The sequence below is a fragment of the Paenibacillus sp. VCA1 genome, from assembly GCF_031583795.1.
GTDB classification, from domain to species: domain Bacteria; phylum Bacillota; class Bacilli; order Paenibacillales; family Paenibacillaceae; genus Paenibacillus_AQ; species Paenibacillus_AQ albilobatus.
This window is the reverse complement of record NZ_JAVLSX010000010.1, coordinates 190,275-213,311: the sequence shown is the minus strand read 5'-3', so window position 1 is coordinate 213,311 and position 23,037 is coordinate 190,275. Positions and strand designations below refer to the sequence as shown.

Here is a 23,037-nt window from a genome sequence, read left to right as displayed (position 1 = left end):
CTATCCTTGATCATCGTAATTTAGTATCTCATTTATTTAGACGAAATTAGATTACGATATTCATCGGTGTATTTGTGCAGGAAGCCCAAATCGCGAAAATAATTTTACATTAATGAAATTTTGGACGTGGTATATCTGCTTGTCCTTTATTTCAATCATGTGGATCCCCCAGGGTACCAAGTAGGAGTCTTCACCGCTTGGCACATACTGTGCGAAAGCAGGACAACCCCCATTCGCCGTAATCGGTAAAAACCGTGATCCTTCACAATGCCAGCGTGTAAGCGAAAAAAACTTGAACAAATCGTCTTTGCCGCGTACCCACATTGCGAAAGGCGGCATTGACAGGCGGCCTTCCTTATGAAACAACGCTACGAGCGCATGGATATCAAATTGTTCGAAGGCTTCCACATACCGTGACAGCAGCTCACGATCAGGTTCGACATCCATCATGCTAAACTCGTCAGAATGAAGTTTCGCTCGGTCCATCGTTTCTCTGGCTCTTTGCAGGGCGCTGTTAACCGCTGCCGGCGATATGCCTAAAGTTTCTGCGATCTGTTTGGAGGACCATTCGAATACATCCTTCAAAATAAGAACCGCACGTTGACGAGGGGGGCAAGATCTGCAAGAGTGCAATAAAACAGAGTTCAAGGGTATCTTTGCGAATGAAAATATCTTCCACAAAAACAGACGGCATCCGTATGAAAAAGCACGGAATTTTCCGAGCTTCCGGCAAAGTGCCGGGGGCTGTTTTTTTCCAATAAGATATATAATGATTAGGAACGGCCGTACCTCATGATGAATTCGGTCTTATGTGAAAATGATTTTAAATAAACAGGGGAATGGGGGGAAGGAAGCCAATTTGGAGACAAAAGAAAGCCGCAAGCCGGATCCGATCCGGATCGTTGCCATTGTTACGGCATTAAGTTTGCTTGGCGATTCCATGCTGTACATTGCCTTGCCTATTTTTTGGAAGGAAGCCGGGCTTGCGTCGCTTTGGGAGGTCGGGTTTCTTTTATCCATCAACCGTTTTATCCGTTTGCCGGCCAATCCCGTAGTCGGTTGGTTATACCGGCGAATGCCTTTAAGGACCGGGCTGATCGTCGCCATCATTTTGGGTGCGTTGACAACGGCCGGTTACGGCGTCGTTAAAGGTTTTGCCGGGTGGGTGCTGTTGCGGTGTTTGTGGGGGATTGCCTGGTCATTTTTTCGCATCGGAGGATTGGCGGCGGTCGTTCGTCATTCCTCTGAACACGGCCAAGGCAAAGCGATGGGGATTTACAACGGCTTGTATCGGACGGGGAGCTTGGCAGGCATGCTGCTTGGAGGCATTTTGGCTCCGGTATTCGGGCTGCAGACCATTTCCGTTTTGTTCGGGGCAGCTAATTTAGTCGGAATCCCGCTGCTCATGCGCGCTTCAAACCACGGCATTCGCCAGTCTGGCGCCGAAGAACGGGATATAGCCGGAAAACGCCCGTCGGCCCTGCCGAAAAGCCGCATCTGGATGATCGTCATCAGCAGTTTTTTTGTCACGATGTTTATACAGGGCGTGTTCCCTTCAACCCTAAGCACGCTGATCCAATATCAATTCGGCAATCCGATTGGTTTGTTGGGCGTTCTTGTCAGCGTAACGGCCTTATCCGGTCTGCTGCAATCCGTCCGGTGGGTATGGGAGCCTTTTTTGGCGAGCCGGATCGGGCAATGGTCCGACGGCGGCAAAGGGAGAATTCCGCTGCTGATTTATTCGCTGCTGTCGGCTTTTGCGACGTATGCCTTTCTTTCCGTCCATTTTTCTTTTGCCGCTTGGATCATCATTGCGCTTGCTTCCATGGTGGCCGCCACTTCTTTGACGACCCTGATGGACGCTTTGGCGGGGGATGTCGCGAAATCCGCCGAATCCATGACGTTCCTGACGTTTTATTCCATGGTTCAGGATGTCGGCGCTGCCTTGGGCCCGACGCTCAGCTACTTTTTCATTGCTAAGGAGCATGGCTTCGAATATCTTTATTTCGGGGTATCGGGCATGTTTTTGCTGCTCGCGTTGTTGTGGATTCCGGCCTATTTGAAGCAGCGGGCAGCGGCGATGCATTAATGAATTTATGCCGTTGTGTCATGCATCGGACAACGAGAAAAATAGAAAGAGTGTCTCTGTAATGGCATGACAAAAAACACCGGATTTGATTTTTTTCCGGTGTTTTTGTTTTTGGTTATGCGCGCAACAAGCCAGGTTATGCCGCTGCGACGGCCGCAACTACGATTCGATATGCCGGGCGACTCTTTCGCCCAGTTCCTGTGATGCATGACTAAGATGACTGAGGACAACGCGCTGCGTTTCAGGGGATATGCCCTTTAGATCGGCGGCAAGGTTATCCACCAGATGGTCCTGCTGCGTCTCGGAAAGGGCGCTGTAAAATTGGCCTGCTTGCGTAAAATCGTCCGTATTGGGCAGATCGGACCGCTCGAGTCGTCCTTCCACCGATCTGCCGCTGCCGCTGGTCACCAAGGATGCGGGCGTCCAGTTTTTCTGGTGGTTGACCGGGATATTGCGGAATTCGGGCCCGAGCCGCATGCGCTGCGAATCCCAATAAATGTTGGCCCGCCCCTGCAGCAGCTTGTCGTCCGACAGCTCGGCTCCTTCCAAAAGATTGGATGGGGAAAAGGCTATTTTCTCCACCTGCTCCCTATAGTTATCCGGATTGCGGTCGAGCACCAGACGGCCGACCGGCTGCAAAGGAAATTGCCGCTCATCCCAGAGTTTGGTCGCATCCAGCGGATCGTAAGGAAGATTTGCCGCGTCGTCGGGATCCATCAGCTGCACGTAAAGCCCGTAATCGACGTTTTGTCCCGCGGCGATGGATTCATAGAGTTCCTTGCCCGCAATATCGGGATCCTCGCCGGCCAGCCGGGCTGCTTCATGGCGATCGATGTACTTCTCGCCGGCAAAAGGGATCCAGTGGTATTTCACATAGGTGCGGGCGCCTTGCGCGTTTTTCCAGACGTAAGTATTTACGCTATGGCTTTTCATGTGGCGGAAGTTTTTTAACGTGCCTATGTCGGAATAGAGCCAGACGAGAAAATGAGTGGCTTCCGGCGTCCCGGCTACGAAGTCCCAGAGCCGTTCGGGATCGGTCAGATTGCTTTTCGGCGAAGGCAGGAACGCTTCGATGAATTCCGGAAAGCGGATGGCATCCCGCACGGAAAAAACGGGGATATGATTGCAGAGCAGATCGAACACGCCTTGTTCCGTATAAAATTTCGTGGAAAATCCGCGGACGTTGCGGGATGTGTCCGGGGTGCCTTTCGTGCTGACGGCAAAGGAAAGCCTCACGGTGACGGGAACCCGCTGGCCCGGATTTTGCAGAAAGCAAAGCTTGGTATACGCCGACATGGAATGGACCGTCTGGAAATATCCGAATGCGCCGTATCCTTTGACGTGTACGGGCCTTTCCGGAATTTTGGCATGTATAAAGGTTTCCAGCGTCTCGTGAAGCATGTTATCCTGCTCCAAAACGGGCCCCCGGTCACCGACGGTCTGCGAATGCAATGATGCCGGCATGTCCTTTGACCAACCGTTATTTTCTTGCATCATTCGGCCTCCCATGTTCAAAGTTTTCATCCGCTTTACGGCGGATCGGGTTCGATGCAATCATCGCTATCCACAGTATATTGCGGAAAGCGGCGATAAAGTCCCCCAAAAACCTTTCCTTTCGTCATTGGCGCCAGGTCGCTGCCGTTTGGGGAAACGGATGCAAACGCGTTATAATATTTTTCATATTCCTTGACAGGAATATTCCTAATGTAGTATATTTTGATCATAGCAAGGGAATACGGATAGAAACGGGGGGGCAGGACCGAAATCGGCAGGCGGATGAATTCCGCAGGGCCCATAATGTAATAAAGGAACATGAATCATGGAAATCAAGACATTTAGCGCATTAGCCGAACCCAATCGACTGAATATCGTTCAATTGCTGCAGGGCGGCCCATTGACCGTAGGAGAAATTGCGGATCGTCTGCAGCTTCGCCAGCCGCAAGCCTCGAAGCATTTACGCGTCCTTTTGGAAGCCGGGCTCGTCGAAGTCGAGGCTGTCGCCAACCGCCGGAATTACAGGCTTCGTCCGGAGCCGTTCCATGAATTGGACGAGTGGCTGGACGATTACCGCCGAATGTGGGAGGAGCGGCTTGATCAACTGGATCTTTATTTGCAGAAATTAAAGTCCCAAGAGAAGAAATCGGATGGATAAATCCAAGGGAGGATGCAAGGATGTTGAGACAAATGACTTTTCAGGCGGAAGGCAACGTGCTTACTGTCGAGCGTGTTTTTGATGCCCCGCGCGAGCTGGTATTCAAGGCGTTTTCGCAAGCGGAACATTTGAAGGCGTGGTGGGGACCGCGCGGCTGGGACGTGACCGTATGCAACGTGGATTTTCGCGAGGGCGGCCGCTGGCATTATTGCATGAAATGCGTCGACAAAAACCAGGGCGATTTTTATGGATTCGAATCCTGGGGCAAAGCGGTTTACCAAGAGATCGTTGACGGCGAGAAAATCGTGTACATCGACTACTTCTCGGATGCGGAGGGCAATGAAGCCGAAGGAATGCCGGCACCGGTCATCACGTTGACCTTTGAAGAATTCGAAGGCAAGACGAAATTCGTGAACCGCGCCGTTTACGAATCCGCCGAGGCTCTCCGGAAGGTCATCGAGATGGGGATGGAGCAAGGTTTTACGGAAACGATGGACCGTCTGGACGAATATCTGCAGGCGAACCGATAATTGTCATTGGCACGCAGAAGTTCCTTATATTAAGAAAGAGGGAGAGGCTGGAATACGCCTCGCCCTCTTTTTTCGTTTTTGGAATATAGCGCTGCGGACACAACCCTGCCTTTATGCCGTCTCTCTTGTTCTTCCGATCAAAAGCCAGTAAATGAGCAGTGCAGCAACCGTAATGACGGCAAGGACCGACAAGATCATCTTGAACGATACCGATTCGATCATGGCCGCCGAATACGTGATCCCGATCGAGGTGGCGACGTTTAACGTCAAGTTATAGAACCCGATCACGGTTCCCGATTGGCTTGACGGTAGAGCGCTTACACAGGTATCAAGCAACGGCGCGTACATAAAGGCAAAGGAGCCTGAAAATAGCATCATCGAGATGACGTACACGATCACGGGCCCTCCGTACAGCAGTGCCGGTAAAAATAAGCTGAGCGCGATCATGATCATCGCTGCCGACACCGCCTGCTTGTTGGAGAGGTATTTGGATATGGTTCCGGCCGATGCGCCCACGAGGACCGCCGTCACGTATCCCGGAATCAACAGCAGCGATATCGTGTCCAGGTGGAGACCGTAAACCTTTTCAAGAAGGAACGGGAACAGGAAGATATAACCCAGCTGCACCGAATAAATAATGAAAGCGACGGCCAGCACGGACACGAATCTTTTGTTTTTGAAAAAGGTTATGTCGATGAAAGAGTTTTTGCTTTTGCTGATATATAAAAGGAACAAAACGACCGCCGCCGCCAGCATGACGATATACAACCAGTTGAAATCCGTGATATACAGCATGACCGAGGTGGCGATCAAAGCGATCAGAAACAGCCCGATCACGTCGACGCGGCTTTTCTTCGTTTCTTCCTTCGGCAAATACTTCAGGATTAGCGGCAGCAAAATCAGCGACAGCAATGGAATCAAAAACAATGCCGCCCAGTTCAGATAGGTCGAGACGAACCCGCCTGTAAGGGAGCCGATGACAAGAGACAACGAATAGCTGCTGGTGCTGTAACCAAGGAATCTTTTTTGCTCGTCTTTAGGCAAATGCTTGGCGACGTAAATAACGTAAAGCGTCTCCGCGGAAGCCAGCCCGGCGGTTTGGACGACCCTGGATACAAGCAGCATGGGGAACGAATGCTGAAACGCGAACCCCATGACGGATCCGGCGGTTATGAAGGCGATGCCCGCGGCAAGCAACGAGCGGATGCTGACGGAGTCGGCCAAGGAGGCGTATACCACGGCGCCGATCCCGATCACGAGACCGGCCAACGTGGCCTGCCAGCTGACGGCCGTCGTCGAAATGCCCAAATCTTTTGCAATCGCGACGGAGACCAGTTTAAACGAATTGTCGATGATCAAGGAAAAAACAAAAAATATGAGCAGAATGGGAACCGCTTTCTTCGCGGAGAAAGCCTTGGTTTCGTGCAAATCCACGGTCGTATTCATCGGTCAACATCTCCTTTCCCGCAACATTTACGCCAGTTCGAGGGCGATTTCCATCATTTTCGTAAAAGAAGTCTGTCTTTCTTCGGCAGACAGGAACTCATGTCTAAAGATGTGGTCGCTTACGGTCAGTATGCAAAGGGCGTTGACGCCGGCGTAGGCGGCATTCAGGTAGAGTCCTGCCGATTCCATCTCGGCGCAGAGGATCCCCATCTTGCTCCATCTTTCGAGCGCGGTCGGATCGACGTTATAGAATATATCGCTTGAAAGAACATTTCCGACATGGACCTGTTGGCCTTTTGCATCGGCGATCTTTTTGGCTTTTTCAAGCAAGTCAAAAGATGCCGTAATGGAATAATGCCCCGGAAGATTAAATTGATGCATGTAATTGGAATCGGTTGCAGAACCCATGGCAAAAACGATGTCGTTCAGATGCAGATGATCTTGAATGGCTCCGGCGGATCCGATCCGGATCAGGTTTTTGACGCCAAACACGTGAATGAGTTCCCAGGAATACAAACTCATGCTGGGCGTGCCCATTCCCGTCCCCATAACGGATATCCGTTTGCCGTTATACGTGCCCGTAAAACCAAGCATACCGCGGACCTCGTTGAATTGGACGACATCTTCAAGGTAGGTTTCGGCGATGAATTTGGCTCGCAAAGGATCGCCCGGGAGGAGAATCGTTTCGGCGATTTCGGCTCCGTTCGGCTTGATATGAGGGGTTTCGATAGGTGCTTGCGTGTTCATGATCTCATTCTCCTTATAACAACTCTTTTAGTTGTATGGTATGTTGTCTAATTTGTACTTTGATAAAATACCACACAAACGACCTGGATAGCAACTAAAAATTACGGCGACGAAGCGCCGGTGCAGGAAGGAGAAGAACAAAAAACGGCATCAACCTGAAAGGAAGATGCCGTTACCGGAATGAATGCTTATTTGGTTGCGTTGATTTTCATGACGCTGGATTCTTCGGGAATATAGAACTTATTATAGAGGACCGGATGATGCTGGTCATTGACGTACAGACTTTCCAGGATCAAGTCGCACTGGTCGGCTCCTCCGGCGATGATGTATTTTTGCGAAGGGGAATTGATCGCACTCGAACGCTTGATTTCAAGCGTAGCGGAGTGGGCCGTTTCGTACACTTTATTTTCGAGAAAATCCAGGAGCTGGTCGGTGTCCTGCAAATCCAAATTCAATTCCGAGACGGTCTCGATCGCCATGAACGTAAAGGCAAAAGCGACGGCGATGCCTTTGCTTTTGTACCATCGTTCGATGGCGACGACCGCGGCGGCCTTGCGGTTCAAAATTTCCTGCGTATATTCGCTCTCCAAATCCAGCCGGAAATCCAATTCGATCCGGTCGATGGGTTCCGACAGGCATTTATGGATCGGATTCCCGATTTTCTCCAAACCCGCCGTTTGGTTCGCCTGCCGATGTCTGGTGACGAAACTTCCTTTGCCATGAACGCTCTTGACCAATCCGTCATCCTGCAAAAGGGCCAAAGCCTGTCTCAGGGTCATCCTGCTTACTTTGAATGTTTTGGCCAGTTCCGTTTCCGTCGGCAGCTGGCTGTCGCAAGGATAGGTGCCGTTCATGATCTGTTTATATAATTCGTCGTAGACCTTGATATATAACGGTTTTTTTTCTTTGAATCCTGCCTGGTTGACTTCCATTTTTTCACACCCATAACGATTAATTGTGCTGCCATACTCTGCAGGTGCATTCCCAGCCGATGATGGCGCCGTTTCAAGCTCGACCCAACCTTGCGATTATTATAACATGGCCGGGCCGAATTGAAATCGGTCGCCTTCCTCCGCTGCCGGTTCATTTTTCCTCAATCCCGCCGCTTTTAAATTTTTTTCCGGAAGGATGCCGGTGTTCGACCGTCGAATGAAGTGTAAATATTTTATTATTGGCCGATGGGAGTGGATGCAGATGGGGAAACCGCCGTGTGAATTCTTGGAGTATTCTTCCGCGGAATTGATCGAAATGTTGTCCGAGCAGCAGGGCATGACGTTTAAAGTCAAAAAAATAGATGGACGGTTCATACATACGTTTTGCAGCGGGCGGCTGTTATCCAAAATAGGCTTGACTCCTCAGGAGGTCACGGGAAAAGAGCTGAAGGACTTCTATCCCGCCGACATAGCCGCTCACAAAGAATCATTTTACCGGGATGCATGGCATGGGAAGGAAGGGATCATTTACGAAAGCGTGTTTCACGGCGTATTTTATCTGGTGTCTCTGCAGCCCGTCAAAAGATTCGGAAAGGTCGTCGAAGTGATCGCCTCCTGCGTCGACATTACGGAACTGAAGAGCCGCGAACAAGAGCTCCGGGAAACGAAAGAACTGCTGGAATCCTTATACGAAAGCTCCGTCGACGGCATTTGCATTATGGATACCGACGGCAAAGTCATTCGGATAAACCATGCTTTCGAGAAAATTTACGGCTGGTCGGAAGGCGAACTGCTCGGGAAGCAGGCGCCCATGTTTCCGGCCCATCTGGAGAACCGGTTCGAGGAAATTTTCAAGCATCTGCATAATGAGAAAGTGATCCATTTTGAAACCGTGAGGCCGCGAAAAGACGGTGAAACCATTCATGTTTTTTTGACGCTTTCCCCCATCAAAGACGCCAAGGACGACATCATCGCCATCACCGGCATTACCCGGGATATATCCGAACAAAAAAAATCGGAGGACTTTTACCGGAAAGCCGATAAATTGAATGCCGTCGGCCAATTGGCCGCGGGACTTGCGCACGAAATCCGGAACCCGCTGACCTCGCTGCGCGGATTTTTGCAAATCATGCAATCCGGGCGGGTGAACAAAGAGGAATATTTCGACATCATGCTGTCCGAAATCGACCGGATCAACAGCATCGTGAACGAATTTTTAGTGATAGCGAGACCGTACCAATCCAGCTTCCAAAAACAAAATCTCGTCCGTATTTTGCAAAGCGTCGTCACCTTGCTGGAGGCTCAGGCCGCGCTGAACAACATCGAGATCAGCATGGAGGTTGAAGCACGCATTCCTTTGGTCGAATGCTCGGAAATGGAAATCAAGCAGGTATTCGTAAACGTATTAAAAAACGCCATTGAGGCGATGCCGCACGGAGGCGTGATCCGCATTCTTGCCCTCTTGCAGGAAAGCGGCGTCCTGATCCGATTTATCGATCAGGGCGTCGGCATTGGCGAAAACCAATTCCCGCGATTGGGCGAGCCGTTTTTCACCACCAAGGAAAAGGGGACGGGGCTTGGCCTGATGATGTGCTACAAAATCATCGGCGATCATAAAGGCGAAATCAACATCGACAGCACCCTCCACGAAGGAACGACGTTCGACATCATTCTGCCTCTAACAGATGGTTCATGACGGTTTTGCCCGTCAGGCGCGCATCATTGTCATGGCGCGGATTATTCAGTAAAATTGTTGTAATTTAATTGTATAAAGGAGAGCGGACTCGTGCTGGAACTTAGCTTTAACGATCCGGAAAGGCTGGTGAGCGTCACCCATGCCTTGTCGACCCGTTCCCGGATTGATATTCTGCAGCTGCTGCATACCAAAAAGCTCAACGTGATCGAAATCGCCGAAGCGCTGGACCTGCCCGTGTCGACCGTGGCGAATCACGTGAAGGTGCTGGAAGCGGCCAAGCTGATACATACGGAAATGCTGCCGGCTTCCCGCGGAGCCATGAAGGTCTGCAGCCGCAATTATGACGGCATTTTTATCGCTTTGAACCGCTTCAAATCGCTGTCCATGAGCGATATGAACAGCTACGAGGTCGAAATGCCCATCGGCCATTACAGCGACTGCGAAGTGGCGCCGTCCTGCGGCATGGCCAGCGCCGAGAGCATGATTTTGAAGGAGGACGACCCGGCAAGCTTTTATCATCCGAAGCATATCGACGCACAGATCATTTGGTTTGCCAAAGGGTACGTGGAATACCTGCTGCCGATGGACATCCCCGAGGGCGCCTATATCGAGTCGCTGGAGCTGTCGATGGAGATGTGCTCCGAGGTTCCGAACTACAACCATGAATGGCCGTCCGATATTTCGGTTTGGGTCAACGGCGTCGAAATCGGGATGTGGACTAGCCCTGGCGATTTCGGCGACCGCCCCGGCAAGCTGAACCCGGAGTGGTGGTATGACTGGTCAACGAAGTACGGGCTTTTGAAAACCTGGCGGGTAGACAATGAGAAAACGACGCTGGATATGGAGAAGGTATCCGACGTCACGCTGCGGCAGTTGAATTTGTCGGAAAGCCCCAAGCTGCGGCTGCGCATCGGGATTCGTCCGGACGCGGTAAACCAGGGCGGCGTGAACCTGTTCGGCCGCGAATTCGGGGATCACGAGCAGCATATTCGGATGTACGTCAAATACGCGATGGCTTCAGGCCGGGAGGAAGAGAACTGAAGCCAAAGCAGCCAAGCAAAGCCATGCCTGAAAGGATTGCGGGAGATGGATATGAATGAGTTGCAGTTCATCGTCAGCATCGAGCGCTTCAAACCCCATATGTTTCATTTGGAGCAGGGAGAAGGCCTTTTTATGTCGCATGCGCATGCAAGCGATGAGTTGACGCTTGTTTTGGAAGGAGAGGGGTTCTACAGCTCGGCTGAACAAAATATCAAGGTAACCGCGGGAGACATGATCCTGATTCCTCCCGGTCTGCATCACGGTTTCGTCAGCACCGAGCCTTGGCAGGGCATTTCCGTGCACTTTAACCATGACAAGCTGCCGGTGCACTGCCGGCATTTGTTTGCGGCCCGTGAAAGCGATCCGCATCGAATTCAGTGGGCCCATCTGAATGGAGACCGGCTTCGCTGGGCGGATATTTGCTTGTCGCAGCTGGAAACGGAATGGAAGTCGGGCGAGCCGAGAATGGATGCGTATAATTTGATGCGGCTCGCGCTCGAGACGACGCTGACGCTCTTTCAGCGAAGCCGGGCGGAAGAACTGCCGGCACCAAAAGGCGCAAACGACCGGAACATCATTCAGGAAGTGCTGAAGGAGATCCATTCCCGTTACTATACCGCGCTGACCGTCAGCGAGCTTGCCGCGCGGCATTACTTGTCCGAAAGCAATCTCCGCAAAAAATTTACCGAAGCCGTGGGCGTTTCGCCCAAGCAATACATCATCAATATGCGGCTGACGGAAGCGAAGCGGCTGCTGCGTCATACCGACAAAGCGATCGAGACCATTTCCTCCGAAGTCGGATTCACCTCCTCCAGCCGGTTTTACGATTCCTTCGTGAAGTCGGTCGGCGTGACGCCGCTCGAATGGCGAGTACAGGCGCGTTGAACAGATATGAACCAGAACCGTCCCGGGGCGGTTCTTTTTTTTCGACCGTCGAAATCGATTCAAGGTGATTCTTTTTTGCAGGAAATCAAATCGATATCGCAATTGATTGGCTTCGCGGCCGCCCGGATAATAGAAATGGAAGGGGGGCATGATCCTGATCAAGAGATCCAAAGGCCTCGGCTTTAGCGATCAGCCTGAACATGGGACGAAGAGAAAGGAGAGATGGGGAAGCGATGACCGATTCCACGACATTCCGCAATCCGGTGGCGGCCAGGTCGGCCGATCCTTGGGTGTACAAGCATGCGGACGGATTTTATTATTTCATGTGCACTAGGGGAGACCGGTTGGAACTGAGCCGATCGGCCCGTCTGAGCGAAATCGCCAAGGGAGATCGAACGGTGATATGGGTACCTGAGCCGGGAGGGGCATAACAGCTTCACGACATCCCCGGACGGGCGGGAGGACTGGATCGTCTATCATGCATTGTCCGCACCCGGGGAAGATACTGCTTTACGGGCGACGCGCATTCAAAAATTCGGGTGGAAACCGGACGGCACGCCGGATTTTGGGATACCCGTCAGCGATGAGCACGCTCTCCCGCTCCCTTCAGGCGAATAGGACAAGCGGAGGGGCGGGTTTTGCCAGGCCTATAGTTACAATAAAATTGTAACAGTTAGACTTTTTTATATATTTCTAAATGGGTGCTCTGTGCATGTTTCATTAGCTTTAACAAAGTTCTTCTTTGTTAATTAGGCCTTATTTTCCAAGGGTTTATCCTTCTGGAATATGTTATCTCGTATATTTTTTATTCGAAATGCATTTGACTTATTAAAATATTTTATTACAAAAAATCAAAATGAAAGCGTTGACAGAATATTGCGGCAAAATTATACTTCGTGTGAACATACAGGAAATGGAAAATGGGGCAATGCGAGAGTGAAGGTATTTCCAAAATCGATATGCGGGGGGATTTGCATGGGAAAAATCACGAAACGGCTTTTAAGTTTGCTGGTGGTATCGTCGATCGTCGTTTCGACCGCTGCTTGCAGCGGCAGCAAGGACGAATCGGCGGAAACGGCCACGCCGGAGACGGAGGTCGCCAACAAGGAGAAGGTGGAGTTCAAGGACATCAGCACGAACATCCGGGGAAACAAAACGCCGACGCAAGAGCAAAAAGACGAAGTCAATAATACCATGAACGATACGTATTTGGGAGATTTGTTCGAACAGAAGATTCCTCAAGACTACTCGGCTTATCCCTACAAAAAGGACGTTACTCTGAACGTCTGGATGCCCGCCGATCCTCAAATCCCGGACATGAACAATCATGCGGTGCAGAAGCAGGTCGAAAAGCTGACCGGCATCAAGGTCAATTTCATTACCCCGCCGGTCGGTCAGGAAGCGGACGCATTTACGCTCATGATTTCCTCCGGCGAGCTGCCGGACATCATCATCAATCCCGAACGTTATCCGGGCGGACTTGAAGCGGGCGTCAACGACGGCGCTTACTTGGATCTGACGGACAAAATGGAGAAATACGCTCCGAACTATACCGCATGGCGGAATTCGGACGAAATGAGAAGGAAAACGACGGTGACGGACAGCGGCAAGCTGCTTGGGTTTTACGGCATCGCCCCTTATTCGGAATGGACTTGGTTCGGGATGCTGATCAAGAAGGAAGCGCTCGAAAAGACGGGGATGGAAGTGCCGAACACGATCGAAGAATGGCATGCGTTTTTGAAAAAATGCAAGGAAGTCGGCTATAGCGAGCCGCTGAACTACGGATCGACGTACGGCCAAATCTTCACCGGCATCATCAACGGGGCGTTTGGCGTGTGGGATTGGACCTTCCTTGACGGCAACGGAAAAGTGGCGTGGGGACCGGCCCAGCCGAAGGCCAAGGAATATTTGGCCACCATGCAGCAGTGGAACAAGGAAGGGCTTCTGAACCGCGATTGGGCAACCGCCGACTTCAACCAGCGGATGGCGAGCGCCATCTCGGGCAAAACCGCGGTCATGATGGACTCTCCCGATACGATGTGGAGCTACTGGAAGCAGCAAAACAACATCGATTTCGTAGGGGCGCTGAATCCGGTCTTGAATGCCGGGGATAAATCCGCGACCACGTATAAAAATTTCAAAAGAACCGGCCGCGCGGCCGCGATCACGACCAAGTGCAAGGACGTCGAGGCAGCCATGGCGTGGCTTGATTTCAACTACAGCAAAAAAGGCTGGGAGATCTTGAACTACGGCGAATACGGCACGATGCATTTGATCGACGAAAACGGCAAGCCGTATTTCCCGGAGGACAGCTATATCTACAAAGATCCGGACGGACAGCCCGTAGCGACGACGCTCCTCAAATACCGCATGCACACCTGGCCGGATATCCGCGACGAGCATAACTCCAATCCGCTGATCGTCGCCAAAGGAAGTTATTCCGGCGAAATCCGGAAATATTGGACGGAGAACATGGACACGAGCATGGCCGTGCCGCCGATCACGTTTACGCAGGAGGAAGCTTCGCGCGAGGCGGAACTGGGCAATCAGCTGTCGACGCTGCGGGGCGAATATTTCGCCAAAATCATCATGGGTGAGCTGCCGGTTGACGCTTACGACAAGTTTTTGAATGAAGCCAAAAAAATGGGGTTGGACGAGTTCCTGAGCATCCATCAGGCCGCTCTTGACCGCTATAACCAGAGATAGCGACGGGCAGGGAAGCCGGTGCATGCGTGCGCTGGTTTCTCTCAAGGCCGAGTCGTCTGCGGTCGCCGCGGATGGCTCGGACTTTCATCGCCGTTCAATCAGGGAATGGCCGTCCGCCGAAGGAAATCGCTTGTGCTGGAATCGGAGAAAGAGGAAGACGAAGAGATGCGAAGGAGGGGCAGAACGATGGTGGTTTTACGGAAAAACAGGGAACATGGCCGCGGCATGACGGCGCCCAGCCCCAAACGGAAGACCGGGCATGTGATCAAAAAGGATTTCAGAAAGAACTGGTTCGTCTACATGCTCGCCGTTCCCGTGGTCGCATGGTTTCTGATCTTTTGCTATGGACCGATGTGGGGCATTTTGATTGCCTTTAAGGATTACAAGCCGCTGCTCGGGTTCGCCGACAGTCCGTGGGTGGGTTTAAAGCATTTTGTCGATTTTTTTGAAGGGCCCTATTTTTGGAGGATCGTTAAAAACACGCTCCTGCTGAACGTGTGGGGGATCGTGTTCGGATTCACCGCCCCGATCATTCTGGCGCTGATGCTGAACGAGGCGCGGGACGGCAAGTTCAAAAAGGCGGTGCAGACCATTACCTATATGCCTCACTTCATTTCGCTCGTGGTCGTTTGCGGCATGGTTCATATCTTCACGGCGGACGAGGGCATCATCACCCAGATTTTACAATTTATCACGGGCAAGGATTACTCGTCGCTGCTCGGATATTCGTCCATGTTCAGGGCGATCTATACGTTTTCGGGCATCTGGCAGAGCATCGGCTGGGAAAGCATCATTTACCTGGCCGCGATGAGTTCGATCGATCCGGCCCTGTACGAGGCGGCCGAGATCGACGGCGTCGGAAGAATAAAGAAGATGTGGCATATCACGCTGCCTCAGATCAGTCCCGTGATCGTCATCTTGTTTATTTTTGCCATCGGCGGGCTCATGTCGTCCGGTTATGAAAAGATCATCCTTCTTTATAATCCGCTGACCTACGATACGGCGGACGTCATCGCATCGTATGTGTACCGCCGGGGCTTAAGGGAGGCCAGCCTGAGCTATTCCACGGCGGTAGGGCTGTTCAGCTCCGTGGTGAACTTTGCCCTGCTCTGGGCGACGAACCGGATCGCAAGGCGAAACTCCGAAGTCAGCTTGTGGTAGGGAGGAGACCAAAAGATGAGAAAGCACAAAACGTTCGGGAACCGGGTATTCGACGTCGTCAACTACGTGCTGCTGACCATGCTGACGGTGGCTTGTCTATATCCGATCCTGCATATCATATTTGCGTCATTTAGCGATCCGGCCAAGCTTGTCGCCCATAAAGGCCTGCTGCTGAAACCGCTTGGCTTCACGCTTGACGGCTACAAGCTGATTTTCAAGGACAACAGCCTGCTCGTCGGATATAGAAACACGATGATTTACGTCGGCTTGGGCACGCTCGTCAACATGGTGATGACCGTTCTGGGCGCGTATGTTTTATCCCGGCGCGATCTCTATTTCAAAAACATCATCATGATCGTCATCACGGTGACGATGTTTTTCGGCGGCGGCCTGATTCCGTGGTTCCTGCTTATGAAGGATATCGGCTTGTACAACAATTTATGGGCCATGATCCTGCCGACGGCGCTCAGCACCTGGAACATGATTATTCTGCGGACGGGATTCCAGGCGATTCCGCTGGAGCTTGAGGAGGCGGCGACGATCGACGGCGCGAGCCAGGCGCGGATTCTTTGGAACGTCATCCTGCCGCTGTCGAAGGCTACGCTGGCGGTCATCTTCCTTTATTATCTGGTCGGCAACTGGAATTCATGGTTTAACGCCATGGTGCTGCTGAAGGACCGGAACCTGTTCCCGCTGCAGCTGCTGATGAAGGAAATTTTGGTGGCGAACGATTCGACCTCAACGACGATGGGGAGCGCCGGCGGCGTGGTCATCGACAGCGCGGGCAGCTCCACCGCGTACCGGGAGCTCGTGAAGTACTGCATGATCGTGGTCTCGACGATCCCGATTCTGCTCGTGTACCCGTTCCTGCAAAAGTATTTCGTCAAAGGTGTATATGTGGGCTCAATAAAAGGCTAGGTGCGCGAAAAGAGTTTCAGAACAGAGGCGCAGGCCAAACGGCATGTTCCGAAAAACATGACCGTCTGGTCTATGTCTGCTGCTTCATGGCGGATGCGGGACATGAATACCCTATCCGTCGCTGCCGAATTACCTGCCGAACAGGCAGGTGCCGCCGGTAATCCGCTCATCCACCTCCGGCAGGAAACGGACATGGATCATTTAGATAACTATTTAATTAATCAAATAATAATTTCGTTGACTATATATCACGTTTATTTTAATATCTACGTGAGAATTCAGTGACTCATTCTAAAATAATTAATTAACTTTTTAGTTAACTGAAGGAGCGAATGGCACATGGGGGAACAATGCAGCAAAGCGCCGCCACGCCCGGAATATCCCAGACCGCAATTTATGCGGCAGGAATGGGTCAGTTTGAACGGAGCGTGGGCATTCGAGTTTGACGATGCAGTCGTCGGGGAGGACGAACAATGGTATTTGGAAAATAAAGCCGGTTCGTTTACGAAGGAAATACAGGTCCCCTTTACATTTCAAAGCGAACTGAGCGGCATCGGCGACCCGGCATTCCATGATGTCGTCTGGTACCGGCGGGGCTTCGACGTTCCGGCGGACTGGAGGGGGAGGCGGATCATGCTCCATTTCGGCGCCGTGGATTATGCGGCGAAGGTGTGGGTGAACGGTCATCTGGTGGCCGTGCATGAGGGAGGCCATACGCCTTTCCAAGCGGATATCACGCCTGCGCTCGCCGATCATGGCAACATCCTCGTGGTCAAAGCGGAGGATTTCAGCCGGGACGTGACGCTGCCGAGGGGTAAGCAGTACTGGCAGGAGCAATCGGCAAGCATTTTTTACACGCGCACGACCGGCATCTGGCAAAGCGTATGGCTGGAGCCGCTGGCGCCGGCCCATCTGGACAAGATCAAGCTTACCCCGGACATCGACCGCAATGAAATCCGGTTATCCACCTTCGTGCAGGGCTGGAAGCCGTCCGGCGATCTAAAGCTGCAGGTGACCATAACTTTCCAAGGCGAGGCGGTGGCGGAGGATCAGTACTTCGTCAAACATGCGGAGGAGACGCGGTCGATCGGGCTGAACGATTTCATGGATCATGGGCAGGGGCGTTTATGGAGCCCGGAGAAGCCGAATTTATACGATGTCCGGCTCCGCCTGATGCAGGGCGAAGAGGTGCTGGACGACGTGACGAGTTATTTCGGCATGCGGAAGGTGTCCATCCAGGACGGTATCCTGTGCCTGAATAACCGCCCATATTTTCAAAGGCTGGTGCTGGACCAAGGGTATTTTCCGGACGGAATCCTCACCGCGCCTTCCGACGAAGCGCTGCGGCGGGACGTCGAGCTCGCGAAATTGATGGGCTTCAACGGCGCAAGAAAACATCAGAAAACCGAAGATCCCCGGTTCCTCTATTGGTGCGACAAGCTTGGGCTGCTGCTGTGGAGCGAGGCGGCGAACGCTTACGATTATTCGGCAGCGTATGTGCGCCGCTTTACCCGGGAATGGCAGGAGATTATGGACCGCGACTACAACCATCCGTGCATCGTGGTCTGGGTTCCGCTGAACGAAAGCTGGGGCATTCCGAACGTTCTGGTCGATCGGCGCCAGCAGCAGCACGGTCTGGCAATGTACCATCTGACGAAGTCGCTCGACGACACGAGGCCGGTCATTTATAACGACGGCTGGGAGCATATGACCACGGATCTCGTCACGATCCATGATTACGAGAGCCGCCGGGAAGTGCTGGAGGAACGATATGCTTCGGCGGCCGCCGCGGTGGAAGCGATGCCGGCTCGACGGCGGATTTTCGTCGGCGGGGCGTCCTATCAGGGCCAGCCGATCCTGGTGTCCGAATTCGGCGGCATCGCCTACAAAAAAAGCGATTGGGATGGCTGGGGATATTCCGGCGCCGAAAATGAGGAGGATTTCCTGCAAAGGCTCCGGGCGGTTGTCGCTCCGATGTTCTCATCCCCGGTGATTCAGGGATACTGCTATACCCAGCTGACGGACGTGGAGCAGGAGATCAACGGCCTGCTCACCTACGACAGGCGGCCGAAGGCGCCGCTGGAGGAGATCCGCCGCATTATGGAAGGCAACGCTGACTTATAACATAAATCTATGCGAAAAGGAGTTTTTTCAATGGAATCCAACGTCATGATCCCCCGTCCCGAATACCCGCGTCCGCAATGGGTGCGCGATCGCTGGCTGAATTTGAACGGCGCCTGGCAATTTGAAATCGATCACGGCAAAAGCGGGAAGGAACGCGGCTATCATCAGCCGGAGCATGCGCTCAAAGGAACGATCACCGTCCCGTTTTGTCCGGAGAGCAAGCTGTCCGGCGTGGAATATAAAGACTTCATGGCCGCGGTTTGGTATAAGCGGGAATTCACCTTGCCGAAGGATTGGATGAACGGCAGGATCCTGCTTCATTTCGGCGCGGTCGACTACGAAACCGAGGTGTGGGTGAACGGAACCTCCGTCGGAACGCATCGCGGCGGGTACTCCTCGTTCAGCTTCGATATTACCCCGCATGTCAAGGAAGGCGCCAACATCGTGACCGTCTGCGCGGAGGACGACGTCCGCTCGGGACGGCAGCCGCGCGGCAAGCAGAGCGGAAGCTTCCATTCGCAAGGATGCGACTATACGCGCACGACGGGCATTTGGCAAACCGTATGGCTTGAGCAGGTGCCTGAAGCCTATCTGTCGGACATGAAAGCGGTGGCTGATCCGGCCAATGCCTGCGTGCATCTGGAAGTGAAGGTCAGCGGCAGCGCCTCCGGCGCGCAGCTGAAGGCTTCCGCCTTTTATGGCGGAAAAGCCGTCGGGAAAGCAGCGGCCGTGGTGCAAGGGCCATGCGTCAAGTTGACCTTGCCTTTATCGGAAGTTCATTTGTGGGAGGCGGGCAACGGCCGGCTGTACGACCTGAAGCTGACGCTCGGCCGGGAGGACCTGACGGTCGACGCGGTCGATTCGTATTTTGGCCTGCGGACGGTGCGGCTGGACGGCATGGCGTTCCGGATCAATGAGAAGTCGGTATTCCAGCGGCTTGTGCTGGATCAAGGCTTTTACCCGGACGGCGTCTATACCGCGCCGACGGACGAGGATTTGCGGAAGGATATCGAAATTTCGATGGGTCTCGGATTCAACGGCGCAAGGCTCCATGAGAAAATGTTCGAGCCGCGCTTCTTGTATTGGGCCGACCGGCTCGGGTACCTCGTTTGGGGAGAGCATGCCAACTGGGGGCTGGATATTACCACGACCGCAAGCTTATCGCGGTTTTTGCCTGAATGGATGGAAGGCGTGGAGCGGGATTTCAATCACCCGGCGATCATCGGCTGGTGCCCGTTCAACGAGACTTGGGACCGGGACGGCGCCAAGCAGGACGACGAGGTGCTGCGCATCGTGTACGAGACGACGAAGCGGCTGGACCCGACGCGTCCGGTGATCGATACCAGCGGCAACTTCCATGTCGTGACGGATATTTTTGATCTCCATGATTACGATCAGAATCCGGAGACGTTCCGGGCCAGATACGAACCGATGAAAACCGGCGGAGAGGTGTATAACACGTTTCCGAACCGGCAGACGTACGGCGGCCAGCCTTATTTCATCAGCGAATACGGCGGCATTTGGTGGAACCCCGACCAAAAGGACGACAAGGCTTGGGGTTACGGCGACCGTCCGACATCCATCGATGCGTTCCTCAAGCGGTACGAGGGGTTGACGAGCGCCCTGCTTGATCACCCGATGATGTTCGGATTTTGTTATACCCAGCTGTATGACGTGGAGCAGGAAGTGAACGGGCTGTATACCTACGATAGACGCCAGAAGTTCGACCCGGAAGTGATCCGCCGCATCAATTCCCGCAAAGCGGCCATTGAAGACTAAGGCGAACGTCGTGGTTTGAGCTTACATCCCGAGAGGAGGATGCTTGAACATGAAGGCCGCTGTGCGCAATCCGCTGCTGCTGGCGTCATGCATGCTGCTGCTCGTTCCCATGGGACAGGTCGCGGAGCCGGATTCCAGCCGGAACGATTTCTATAACGTCGTCATGCAGGATGGGGCGGACCCCTGGGTTTACAAGCATACGGACGGTTTTTACTATTTCACGAAAACGACGGGCGGCAACGTCACGATCTGGAAATCGTCCCGGTTGACGACGATCGACGCGGCGCCGACGAGAGTCGTTAACACGGGCTGCTGCAATATATGGGCTCCCGAGCTTCATTATATCAACGGGGCTTGGTATATCTATTACGCCAAGGATGACGGCGACAACGCCAATCACCGCATGTACGTGATGGAAAATACGTCGGCTGACCCGATGCAGGGAACCTGGAAGGACAAGGGCCGGATCGCCGACCCGACGAATAAATGGGCCATTGACGGCACCGTGCTGCAGACAGGCGGACAGCTCTATTTTATATGGTCGGGCTGGGAGGGGGATGTCAATGTTAGCCAAAATTTGTATATCGCCCATATGAGCAATCCGTGGACGATCGACTCGGACTGCGTTGAAATCGCCAGGCCGACTTACCCGTGGGAAACCAACCACACGCCTTATGTCAACGAAGGCCCGCAGGTTGCCGTACGGGGCGGCGTCATCAACCTGGTGTACTCGGCGAGCGGAAGCTGGACGAACGACTATTGCCTCGGGCTCATTACGGCCAACGTGTCAAGCGATTTGCTGGATCCGGCCTCTTGGACGAAACGCAGCCGGCCGATTTTCGCGTCGGGAGGCGGGCTATACGGTCCGGGACATCATTCGTTTACCCAGTCTCCCGACGGAACCGAGGACTGGATCGTGTACCATACGGCCAAATTCAGCGGCGCGGGCTGGAACCGGGAGATCCGGATGCAGAAATTCACATGGAATGCCGACCATACGCCAAATTTGGGCGTACCGGCCGATCCCAACGTTCCGATTCCGCTGCCTTCCGGCGAAGGGCAGCGTATCCGCATCGAAGCAGAACAAGGGACGTTCGGCGGAGCGGCATCCGTTTTGCAAAGTCCGAACGGATCGGGCGGCATGAAGGCCGGGCATATCGATACGCCGGACAGCTATGTGGAATTTGCCGTTAACGTGCCGAAAGCGGGCGAATATATATTGATGGCGCGAACCGCCAATGGAACGGACGGAGGGGGTTGGTCCCATTTGCGGCTGGCCGTCAATTCCGGCATTCCGAGCCCGTTGTCCATCGCGAATAAAGGCTGGGAGAACTGGGGGCTGTCCACGGCGCGCATCCAGCTTCAAGCGGGCGGCAACAGCATCCGTTTTTCCAAAGGCGCAGGTTACGGGGAAATCGACTTTTTCGACATCCAACCGGCCGACGAAATAAGTCGTACGAAAGAAAAGGATTAGGAATAGGCAGGAGGGAGAAATGAGAGAACATTTCGCCCGGCTGTCTTCTTTCGAGCCGATCATAGGTTCAACTTTATATGGCATATAGGCTGGGATGAGGCGAACATGCTCAAAGGAGGGTGCGGAATGCACGGATTTAACGGACTCGATATGGGGCTTGGGAGTTTGCCGCAATTGTCGGATGCCCGCACAAGGTCGATCAGTCCCGAGAACTTTACCGGGGCCAAAGGCAAGGGCGGCATGGCGGCGGAAGGAACGGGAGCTGCTTGCGCGCGCGATTTGGGCGTCGGCTGGAAAGTGTCGCCGTCGGTCGAAATCGAGCCGGGGTCGACGTTTACGATGGCGGACATCGAGGGGCCGGGAGCGATCCAGCATATATGGCTGACCTGCTTTCCGACGTTTTGGCGCAACCTGATTTTCCGCTTTTACTGGGATGATGAGGACCAGCCCTCCATCGAGGTGCCGGTCGGCGATTTCTTTTGCAACGGTTGGCAGGAGCGGACGAACGTGAACTCGTTTCCCGTCGCCGTCAATCCCGCGGGCGGCATGAACAGCTATTGGATGATGCCGTTTCGGAAAGCCGCGAAAATCATGATGGAAAATACTTCGGCGGAAAAAGCGGTGCTTTATTACCAAGTCAATTACACCTTGACCGAAGTGCCTGAGGATATGGCGTATTTCCATGCGCAGTGGAGAAGAAGCAACCCGGTGCCTTATCGGGAAGTGCATACCATTCTCGACGGCGTCAAAGGGAAGGGGCATTACGTCGGAACCTACCTGGCTTGGCAGGTGAACAATAACGGCTGGTGGGGAGAAGGGGAAATCAAGTTTTATATGGACGGAGACCGGGAGTTTCCGACCATTTGCGGAACGGGAACGGAGGATTATTTCGGCGGCGCCTGGAACTGGGAGCATCCGGCCGGACAATATTCCACGTATTCGACGGCGTTTCTCGGCATGCACCAGCTCATCAAGCCCGACGGCTTGTACCGCAGCCAGCAGCGCTTCGGCATGTACCGCTGGCACGTCATGGATCCGATCCGCTTCGAGCGGGATTTGAAGGTCACGATCCAGGATCTCGGCTGGCGCTCCGGGCACCGTTATTTGCCGCAGCAAAGCGACATTGCCTCCACGGCGTTCTGGTATCAGTCCGAGCCGCATCGCGATTTTCCTTCGCTGCCGGACAATGACGGCCGGGAGGTTGTCTAAGGCGTGCACTTCCCCGGCAGGATCGATTTCAAGCAAAGGAAAACCCGGACTCCATGGAGCCGGGTTTTTTGTCTCCCCAATCCTCCCGCGGTCGGGAATAACGACGCCGCATGAACGCGGTTGAAAGGCCCGTTTCGTTCCGGCAACG

Annotated in this window: 19 protein-coding genes and 1 pseudogene; 15 read left to right on the top strand and 5 right to left on the bottom strand. The window is 53.4% G+C overall.

Annotation, left to right across the window (positions count from 1 at the left end; all coding sequences use genetic code 11):
• Window positions 1-60: 60 nt before the first annotated feature.
• Window positions 61-486 (bottom strand): sigma-70 family RNA polymerase sigma factor family protein, encoded by a 426-nt coding sequence (locus RJP21_RS22570; protein WP_310861362.1) that lies wholly within the window; start codon window positions 484-486, stop codon window positions 61-63.
• A gap of 373 nt (window positions 487-859) precedes the next feature.
• Here RJP21_RS22570 and RJP21_RS22565 point away from each other — a divergent pair, with 373 nt between their 5' ends.
• Complete coding sequence (locus tag RJP21_RS22565; RefSeq protein ID WP_310861305.1) at window positions 860-2,089, top strand: MFS transporter; 1,230 nt, start codon at window positions 860-862, stop codon at window positions 2,087-2,089.
• Window positions 2,090-2,248: 159 nt separating this feature from the next.
• Here RJP21_RS22565 and RJP21_RS22560 read toward each other — a convergent pair whose 3' ends face one another.
• Window positions 2,249-3,583: a catalase gene (locus RJP21_RS22560; protein WP_310861359.1), complete on the bottom strand. Its 1,335-nt coding sequence runs from the start codon at window positions 3,581-3,583 to the stop codon at window positions 2,249-2,251.
• A gap of 325 nt (window positions 3,584-3,908) precedes the next feature.
• Here RJP21_RS22560 and RJP21_RS22555 point away from each other — a divergent pair, with 325 nt between their 5' ends.
• Window positions 3,909-4,241 (top strand): ArsR/SmtB family transcription factor, encoded by a 333-nt coding sequence (locus tag RJP21_RS22555; RefSeq protein ID WP_160040732.1) that lies wholly within the window; start codon window positions 3,909-3,911, stop codon window positions 4,239-4,241.
• 20 nt (window positions 4,242-4,261) lie between these two features.
• Window positions 4,262-4,771, top strand: a complete 510-nt coding sequence (locus RJP21_RS22550) for an SRPBCC domain-containing protein (protein ID WP_310861304.1) — start codon at window positions 4,262-4,264, stop codon at window positions 4,769-4,771.
• A gap of 111 nt (window positions 4,772-4,882) precedes the next feature.
• Here the strand turns inward: RJP21_RS22550 and RJP21_RS22545 are convergent, their stop codons facing one another.
• The 3 genes from RJP21_RS22545 to RJP21_RS22535 all read right to left on the bottom strand — a co-directional run bounded on the left by RJP21_RS22545 (window position 4,883) and on the right by RJP21_RS22535 (window position 7,896).
• Window positions 4,883-6,217: an MFS transporter gene (locus RJP21_RS22545; protein WP_310861303.1), complete on the bottom strand. Its 1,335-nt coding sequence runs from the start codon at window positions 6,215-6,217 to the stop codon at window positions 4,883-4,885.
• A gap of 27 nt (window positions 6,218-6,244) precedes the next feature.
• Window positions 6,245-6,964 carry a purine-nucleoside phosphorylase gene (gene deoD / locus RJP21_RS22540; protein ID WP_310861302.1) on the bottom strand — a complete coding sequence of 240 codons (720 nt, stop codon included), beginning with the start codon at window positions 6,962-6,964 and terminating at the stop codon, window positions 6,245-6,247.
• A gap of 188 nt (window positions 6,965-7,152) precedes the next feature.
• Complete coding sequence (locus RJP21_RS22535) at window positions 7,153-7,896, bottom strand: GntR family transcriptional regulator (protein WP_160040724.1); 744 nt, start codon at window positions 7,894-7,896, stop codon at window positions 7,153-7,155.
• Window positions 7,897-8,158: 262 nt separating this feature from the next.
• Between RJP21_RS22535 and RJP21_RS22530 the strand changes: the two genes are divergently transcribed.
• From RJP21_RS22530 to RJP21_RS22475, 12 genes and pseudogenes are all read left to right on the top strand, one after another.
• The gene (locus RJP21_RS22530; protein ID WP_310861301.1) at window positions 8,159-9,592 is read left to right on the top strand and encodes a PAS domain S-box protein; all 1,434 of its coding nucleotides are present in this window, start codon (window positions 8,159-8,161) and stop codon (window positions 9,590-9,592) included.
• Between the two features lie 90 nt (window positions 9,593-9,682).
• Window positions 9,683-10,633, top strand: coding sequence for an ArsR/SmtB family transcription factor (locus RJP21_RS22525; protein WP_310861300.1), 951 nt, complete (start codon window positions 9,683-9,685; stop codon window positions 10,631-10,633).
• 51 nt (window positions 10,634-10,684) lie between these two features.
• A complete protein-coding gene (locus RJP21_RS22520; protein ID WP_310861299.1) occupies window positions 10,685-11,518 on the top strand; it encodes an AraC family transcriptional regulator in 834 nt (277 codons plus the stop codon).
• Between the two features lie 233 nt (window positions 11,519-11,751).
• The gene (locus RJP21_RS22515) at window positions 11,752-11,949 is read left to right on the top strand and encodes a hypothetical protein (RefSeq protein ID WP_310861298.1); all 198 of its coding nucleotides are present in this window, start codon (window positions 11,752-11,754) and stop codon (window positions 11,947-11,949) included.
• Window positions 11,942-12,136: pseudogene (locus RJP21_RS22510) on the top strand (family 43 glycosylhydrolase); the annotation flags it as partial. The gene RJP21_RS22515 and the pseudogene RJP21_RS22510, both read left to right, overlap by 8 nt.
• A 357-nt stretch (window positions 12,137-12,493) precedes the next feature.
• A complete protein-coding gene (locus RJP21_RS22505) occupies window positions 12,494-14,224 on the top strand; it encodes an extracellular solute-binding protein (protein WP_310861297.1) in 1,731 nt (576 codons plus the stop codon).
• A 186-nt stretch (window positions 14,225-14,410) separates the two neighbouring features.
• Window positions 14,411-15,385: an ABC transporter permease gene (locus RJP21_RS22500; protein WP_310861296.1), complete on the top strand. Its 975-nt coding sequence runs from the start codon at window positions 14,411-14,413 to the stop codon at window positions 15,383-15,385.
• A 15-nt stretch (window positions 15,386-15,400) separates the two neighbouring features.
• Window positions 15,401-16,303 carry a carbohydrate ABC transporter permease gene (locus RJP21_RS22495; protein WP_310861295.1) on the top strand — a complete coding sequence of 301 codons (903 nt, stop codon included), beginning with the start codon at window positions 15,401-15,403 and terminating at the stop codon, window positions 16,301-16,303.
• A 339-nt stretch (window positions 16,304-16,642) separates the two neighbouring features.
• Window positions 16,643-18,427, top strand: coding sequence for a glycoside hydrolase family 2 protein (locus RJP21_RS22490; protein WP_310861294.1), 1,785 nt, complete (start codon window positions 16,643-16,645; stop codon window positions 18,425-18,427).
• Between the two features lie 30 nt (window positions 18,428-18,457).
• Window positions 18,458-20,206 (top strand): glycoside hydrolase family 2 protein, encoded by a 1,749-nt coding sequence (locus RJP21_RS22485; RefSeq protein ID WP_310861293.1) that lies wholly within the window; start codon window positions 18,458-18,460, stop codon window positions 20,204-20,206.
• A gap of 49 nt (window positions 20,207-20,255) precedes the next feature.
• Window positions 20,256-21,680, top strand: coding sequence for a family 43 glycosylhydrolase (locus RJP21_RS22480; protein ID WP_310861292.1), 1,425 nt, complete (start codon window positions 20,256-20,258; stop codon window positions 21,678-21,680).
• A 126-nt stretch (window positions 21,681-21,806) separates the two neighbouring features.
• On the top strand, window positions 21,807-22,889 hold the full coding sequence (locus RJP21_RS22475; RefSeq protein WP_310861291.1) for a glycoside hydrolase family 172 protein: 1,083 nt from the start codon (window positions 21,807-21,809) through the stop codon (window positions 22,887-22,889).
• Window positions 22,890-23,037 lie beyond the last annotated feature (148 nt).